Raw genomic sequence first — 6,906 nt, forward strand, 5'->3', positions numbered from 1 at the left:
GGATTTCGCTTCTGGATCGCGGATATGCAGATTCGGAATGCCGCTCGTAAGGAGAAACTTATGTCGAAAGCCAGGATTTCAGTTTATCGCAAGGGTGTTGCTGCCGTTGCATTGTCTGCCGCGCTTGCCGGTGCCTTTGTTGCCACTGGCCCGTTGGGTACTTTGCAGGATGCGCGTGCCGAAGCTGTTCGTGTAACGCCGCCACAGCAAGCCGTTGGATTTGCTGATCTGGTCGAAAAGGTTCGTCCTGCCGTTGTAAGCGTTCGCGTCAAGGGCACGCCAAAGGCTGATGCGGATGGCGGCCCGCGTTTTGTCGGTCCGCGTGGATTTGATCAGTTGCCGGATGGTCATCCGCTGAAGCGCTTCTTCCGTGACTTTGGTTTTGAACCGCGCGACGACCAGAATGGATCGCGCCAGGCCAAGCGCCCGAAGAAGAACCGTCCTGGCCATGAACGTCCGATCGCACAGGGTTCCGGCTTCTTCATCTCTGAAGATGGTTATGTCGTCACCAATAACCACGTCATTTCTTCGGGCGATGCCTTCACCGTTGTGCTTGATGACGGCACGGAGCTGGATGCCAAGCTGATCGGCTCCGACCCGCGCACGGATCTGGCGGTTCTGAAGGTCAATGATCCAAAGCAGAAATTCACCTATGTTGCCTTTGGCGATGACAACAAGATCCGCATTGGCGACTGGGTTGTGGCGGTCGGCAATCCGTTTGGCCTTGGTGGCACCGTGACCTCCGGCATTGTCTCGGCACGCGGCCGTGACATTGGTGCGGGCCCTTACGACGACTTCATCCAGATCGATGCTGCCGTCAACAAGGGGAATTCGGGTGGCCCGACCTTTGACCTTTCCGGTGAAGTCATCGGCATCAACACCGCCATCTTCTCGCCATCGGGCGGCAGCGTCGGTATCGCCTTCGCAATTCCCGCTTCGACGGCAAAGCAGGTCGTTGACCAGCTGATCAAGAAAGGCTCGGTTGAACGTGGCTGGATTGGTGTGCAGATTCAGCCGGTCACCAAGGACATTGCCTCCTCGCTCGGCCTTTCGGAAGACAAGGGTGCAATCATCGCCTCGCCGCAGCAGGATGGCCCTGCCGCCAAGGCTGGCCTGAAGGCCGGTGACGTTATCACTGCGGTCAATGGCGAAACCGTGCAGGATCCGCGCGATCTGGCGCGCAAGGTGGCCGCAATTGCGCCGGGTGAAAAGGCCAAGATTTCGATCTGGCGCAATGGCAAGTCAGAGGAAGTCACTGTTGGCATCGAAGCCATGCCGCAGGATCCGAAGCTGGCGGCAGCGCAGGGCGGCAGCCAGAACGATGAAAGCGTAACGCTTGACTCCTACGGCCTGACGGTTGTGCCTTCCGAAGATGGCAAGGGCCTTGTCGTCACCGATGTTGACCCGGACAGCGATGCGGCCGATCGTGGCATCCGCTCCGGCGATGTGATCGTCACCGTCAACAGCCAGGAAGTAAAGAGCGTCAATGACATCAACAAGGCGATCTCTGAAGCAACCAAGGCTGGCCGCAAGGCAGTTCTTCTGCAGGTTCAGCGCAATGACGAAAGCCGTTTCGTTGCCCTGCCGCTTGATATTGATCAGGACTAAGAGAGGCTTTCTCTCTTATAATTCATGAACCGATGGCGATGCCGGGCCAAACTGTCTGGCATCGCCTTTATCATGCGCCGCTTTGAAGTTTGTTTCAGCGCAGATTTTTCCTATGTTTAACGTAAAGGGTGTGATCCAAGATCTGGCCATGAAGATTCTCATTATTGAAGACGACCGCGAAGCAGCCCGCTATCTGGAAAAGGCTTTCAGGGAAGCCGGCCATACCGCCGACATTGCCGGAGACGGCGAGGCTGGCTACGCTCTTGCCGAAAGCGGCAATTATGACGTGCTGATCGTGGATCGCATGTTGCCAAAGCGCGATGGTCTTTCCGTCGTGGCAAGCCTGCGCGCCAAGGGCATGAAAACGCCGGTGCTCATTCTTTCCGCCTTGGGCGAAGTGGATGATCGCGTGACGGGGCTTCGCGCTGGTGGTGATGACTATCTGACCAAGCCCTATGCTTTTTCCGAGCTCCTCGCGCGCGTTGAAGTCCTGCAGCGCCGCTCCTCGCCGCGTGATGCCGATACGATCTATCGCGTTGGCGATCTGGAACTTGACCGCCTTGCCCATACGGCCCGCCGTCAGGGCGTGGACATTACCCTGCAGCCGCGGGAATTCCGCCTGCTTGAATATCTGATGCGTCATGCCGGTCAGGTGGTCACACGCACCATGCTGCTTGAAAATGTCTGGGATTATCATTTCGATCCGCAGACCAATGTGATTGACGTGCATATTTCGCGTCTGCGCTCGAAGATCGAGAAGGGCTTTGACAGCCCGTTGCTGCATACGGTGCGCGGCGCTGGCTACATGCTGAAGGCGGGACGCGCGACGGGCGGCAAGTCAACGGCTGGAGCTGAAGAATGACCCGCTTTTCGGCGCTGATGCGCACGACAGCCGTTCGCCTTTCGGCGCTCTATCTGCTGCTGTTCATTTTCGGTGCCGTTGCGCTGGTGGTCTATATGACCAATCTCTCGGCTTCCATGCTGATGGGGCAGACCCAGCAGGCCATTGCCGATGAGGTCATCAGCATTGGCCAGTCCTATGCGCGCGGTGGTGTTTCGGCTCTGGTGCGCAGCATCGATTACCGTTCGCGCCAGCCGGGTGCCTCGCTTTACATGGTGACCGATTCCACCGGACGCATTCTGGCGGGCAATGTCGAAAGCGTCGAGCCCGGCGTGCTGGATACGGACGGCATCATCGAAAGCAAGTTCAGATATACCCGTTATGACGATCAGGGTGCACAAAATCAGCATCAGGCAGTCGCTGTGGTGATCGCCCTGCCCAATGGCATGCGCCTGCTGGTTGGCCGCGATCTGGGAGAACCTGAACGCATCCGCGACATTATCCGCCGCTCGCTCATGCTGGCACTGGGCATCATGGGGGCGGGTGCCGTTCTCATCTGGGTTTTCGTTGGTCGTCGTGCATTAAAGCGCATTGATGATGTTTCGCGCGCCTCGCAGCGCATCATGGAGGGCGATCTCTCCGGCCGCCTGCCCGTGAATGGTTCGGGCGATGAGTTCGACCGTCTGTCAACTAATCTCAATGCCATGCTGACGCGCATTTATGAGCTCAATGATGGGCTGAAACAGGTTTCCGACAATATTGCCCATGATTTGAAGACACCGCTCACGCGCCTGCGCAACCGCGCGGAGGAAGCCCTTTCCGGCCGCAAGACCAGTGCGGAATATCAGGCAGCAATGGAGGACATCATTGCAGAATCCGATCAGCTCATCCGCACCTTCAATGCGATCTTGATGATCTCCCGCCTGGAGGCGGGCTATTCGGCAGAGAATCTTGAAGCCATGCCGATCAGCCCCATCCTGCTTGACGTGGTGGAACTTTATGAGCCGGTGGCCGAGGATGCAGGTGTTAGGCTGACGGTCGGCACGCTGAGTGATGCCGAATTGCGCATCAATCGTGAGCTGGTCGGCCAGACTGTCTCCAATCTTATTGATAATGCGATCAAATATGCCTCCGATGATGAGCGGCAGGCACAGGTTACCTTGTCCATGGAGACGGATCCGCAATGGACGCGCATCATCGTTGCCGATAATGGCCCCGGCATTCCGGCAGAAAAGCGCGAACAGGCGACCGAACGTTTCGTCCGGCTTGAACAAAGTCGTTCGCAACCGGGCTCCGGTCTTGGTTTGAGTCTTGCCAAGGCAGTCATGAAGCTGCACGGTGGCGCATTGCGTCTGGAGGACAATCATCCGGGCCTGCGTGTGGTGCTGGAATTTCCATCGCGGGTGGTGACGCAGACAATGTGAATTGAGTGAGGGATCATGACTGCCGGACTCGACCAGGCGAAGTTTTTCGAGCGCACTATCCGTGCCCTGACTCCGCTGGACGCAAAAAGGGCGCAGTCATTCCTCGCCGATCTTCGTGTACGTGCCAGGGAAGATGAACTGGATGGTGTGGTCGCCCTGCTCGACGACGACAAGGCGGCATCCTTCATTGCCGCCGTGCTTGATCTTTCTCCTTTCATCCGAGAAGCTTTGCAGCGCGTGCCGCGCATTCTGGACTGGCTGGCAAGAAGCACTCCGGAAGCGGCCTTGCAGGAAATTCTGGCGGATATTGCTGTCTGCGGCGCGGAAGAGGGCGCAAGCGAGGCAAGCCTGATGGCAGGGCTGCGCCTTAAAAAACGAGAAGCCCATGTGCTGATTGCGCTTTGTGATCTGGCCGGTATTTTCAACACCGAGGCGACGACGGGCGCGCTGGCTGATCTGGCAGAAGCCTGCACGGGAGCTGCCATCCGCTTCCTGCTGCGCGATGCCGATGCGGCAGGCAAGATCAGGCTGGTTGACCGCAATGATCCGGAAAGGGATTGCGGCTGGATCGTGCTTGGCATGGGCAAGTTTGGCGCGCGCGAGCTGAACTATTCCTCCGATATTGATCTCATCATCTTCATCGATGACAAAAAGCCCGCGATCATTGACCCTTATGAATGTGTCGAGACCTTCTCGCGCCTGACGCGACGGCTGGTGCGCATTCTGCAGGACAGGACGGAGGATGGCTATGTCTTCCGCGTTGATCTGCGCCTGCGCCCTGATCCCGGCTCAACACCGCTGGCCATTCCGGTGGGGGCGGCACTGCATTATTATGAAGGGCGCGGCCAGAACTGGGAACGCGCTGCCATGATCAAGGCACGTCCGGTGGCAGGCGACCGCGAATCGGGAGCTGCCGTGCTTGCCGAGCTTTCGCCCTATGTCTGGCGCAAATATCTTGATTATGCGGCAATTGCCGATGTGCATTCGATCAAGCGGCAGATTCACGCCCATAAGGGCCATGGTGACATTGCCGTGCGCGGGCACAATGTCAAACTTGGCCGCGGCGGTATTCGCGAGATCGAGTTTTTCGTCCAGACCCAGCAACTGATCGCAGGCGGTCGTTTCCCGGAACTGCGCGGCAATCAGACGGTTGCCATGCTGGCGAAACTTGCCGAACGTGGCTGGATTACCGAACAGGCGCGGGATGCGCTGACGAAGGAATATCATTTCCTGCGCGATGTCGAACACCGCATCCAGATGATTGCGGATGAGCAGACCCATATCCTGCCGGAAGATGATGAGGGTTTTGCCCGTGTTGCCCATATGATGGGCTATGATGATGCCGATAAATTCGCGAAGGACTTTCTGGAAGCGCTGAAAGTTGTTGAAAGGCACTATGCCGCCCTGTTCGAACAGGCGCCGGGACTGGGTGCCGAACACGGCAATCTGGTCTTTACCGGCGATGTCGATGATCCCGATACACTGGCAACCCTTTCGGCCATAGGCTTTGAGCGTCCAAGCGATATTTGCCGCATCATCCGGACCTGGCATTTTGGCCGTTATCGCGCCACCCAGTCGGCCGAGGCGCGCGAACGCCTGACGGAGCTCACACCCGCATTGCTGAAGGCCTTTGGCGAGACGAAACGTGCAGATGAGGCACTGTTGCGTTTTGATGGTTTCCTGCAGGGCCTGCCTGCGGGCATTCAGCTGTTCAGTCTGCTGCAATCCAATCCAAGGCTGCTGAATCTGCTGGTGATGATCATGAGTGCGGCGCCAAGCCTTGCCGAAATCATCACGCGCAAGCCGCATGTGTTCGATGGCCTGCTTGATCCGGCAATTTTTGCCGAAATGCCGACGCGCCAATATCTGGATGAGCGGCTGCAGGCATTTCTGGGGTCGGCCACGGTCTTTGAGGAAGTGCTGGATCGCCTGCGCATTTTTGCCGCAGAGCATCGTTTTCTCATCGGCATCCGTCTGCTGACGGGTGCCATTGACGGCGTGCGTGCGGGCCGCGCCTTCTCGGATCTTGCCGAACTGATGATCGCCAAGGCTTTCGAGGTGGTGGAGGCTGAATTCCAGCGCCGCCATGGCAAGGTGAAAGGAGCGAAAGTTGCCCTGCTTGCCATGGGCAAGCTTGGCAGCCGCGAGCTGACGGCCTGTTCCGATGTCGATCTGATCCTGCTTTATGACCATGACAAGGATGCCGAGGAATCGGATGGCGAAAAGCCGTTGGCGCCGTCGCAATATTATACCCGCCTCACACAACGCCTGATTGCCGGCCTGTCCGCGCCAACCGCCGAGGGCGTGCTCTATGAGGTCGATATGCGGTTGCGCCCATCTGGCAACAAGGGGCCGGTTGCCACCCATATTGAGGCCTTTGGCAAATATCAGCGCAACGAAGCCTGGACATGGGAACATATGGCGCTGACGCGCGCCCGCCCGATTGTCGGGCCGGATGAATTCCAGGCCTTCATCCGCCAGGAAATTGACGTAGTTCTGGCAAGCCGGCGCGACCGGGAAAAAATCGCCAGGGATGTGCGCGAAATGCGTGCACTGATCGAGCAGGAAAAACCGGCGCGCGACGATTGGGATTTCAAGCTGAAGCCAGGCGGCATTATCGACCTTGAATTCATTGCGCAATTTGCCATGCTCATCGGTGCGGCCAGGCAGAAGCCCCGTCCGCTTGGTACGGAAGAGATGCTGGCCGGGCTTGATCCGGCCTTTGTCGATCCGGCCGAGGCGGATCGCCTTGTGGCTGCGCATCGCTTCTATACCAATCTCAGCCAGACAATCCGGCTGTGCCTTGGCCGCGATGCTTCGAAGGACGAGTTCATTCCCGGCATGGTCGATCTTGTCTGTCGGGCTGCCGATGTGCCCGACATCAAGCGTGTCGAGCACAATCTGAAGGAAATTGCAGAAAACGTCCGGGCAAGCTTCAACCGGCTTGTTGTTTAGAGCAACTCACATTTTGATGGAATCGAAAGGGATTCCCCTTTCGATTAAAATATGATTCAAACTACTGGCTAGTTGGGA

4 protein-coding genes are annotated in these 6,906 nt (G+C 57.8%); all 4 read left to right on the forward strand.

The features are described 5' to 3' along the window. Window positions 1-60: 60 nt before the first annotated feature. The 4 genes from ACFO1V_RS13010 to ACFO1V_RS13025 all read left to right on the forward strand — a co-directional run bounded on the left by ACFO1V_RS13010 (window position 61) and on the right by ACFO1V_RS13025 (window position 6,828). The gene (locus ACFO1V_RS13010; RefSeq protein ID WP_374832815.1) at window positions 61-1,608 is read left to right on the forward strand and encodes a Do family serine endopeptidase; all 1,548 of its coding nucleotides are present in this window, start codon (window positions 61-63) and stop codon (window positions 1,606-1,608) included. Between the two features lie 148 nt (window positions 1,609-1,756). After that, entirely contained in the window at window positions 1,757-2,470 is a 714-nt protein-coding gene (locus ACFO1V_RS13015) for a response regulator transcription factor (RefSeq protein ID WP_374832817.1), read from the forward strand. Continuing rightward, window positions 2,467-3,873, forward strand: a complete 1,407-nt coding sequence (locus ACFO1V_RS13020) for a sensor histidine kinase (protein ID WP_374832819.1) — start codon at window positions 2,467-2,469, stop codon at window positions 3,871-3,873. Before ACFO1V_RS13015 ends, ACFO1V_RS13020 begins: the two co-directional genes overlap by 4 nt. Window positions 3,874-3,888: 15 nt before the next feature. Further along, entirely contained in the window at window positions 3,889-6,828 is a 2,940-nt protein-coding gene (locus tag ACFO1V_RS13025; protein WP_374832821.1) for a bifunctional [glutamine synthetase] adenylyltransferase/[glutamine synthetase]-adenylyl-L-tyrosine phosphorylase, read from the forward strand. Window positions 6,829-6,906: the final 78 nt, after the last annotated feature.

Source organism: Daeguia caeni (genome assembly GCF_042653845.1).
Classification (GTDB): Bacteria; Pseudomonadota; Alphaproteobacteria; order Rhizobiales; family Rhizobiaceae; genus Brucella; species Brucella caeni.

Coding starts and splice junctions, on each gene's coding strand:
- ACFO1V_RS13010 (WP_374832815.1), top strand. CDS start 61: ATGTCGAAAGCCAGGATTTCAGTTTATCGCAAGGGTGTTGCTGCCGTT.
- ACFO1V_RS13015 (WP_374832817.1), top strand. CDS start 1,757: ATGAAGATTCTCATTATTGAAGACGACCGCGAAGCAGCCCGCTATCTG.
- ACFO1V_RS13020 (WP_374832819.1), top strand. CDS start 2,467: ATGACCCGCTTTTCGGCGCTGATGCGCACGACAGCCGTTCGCCTTTCG.
- ACFO1V_RS13025 (WP_374832821.1), top strand. CDS start 3,889: ATGACTGCCGGACTCGACCAGGCGAAGTTTTTCGAGCGCACTATCCGT.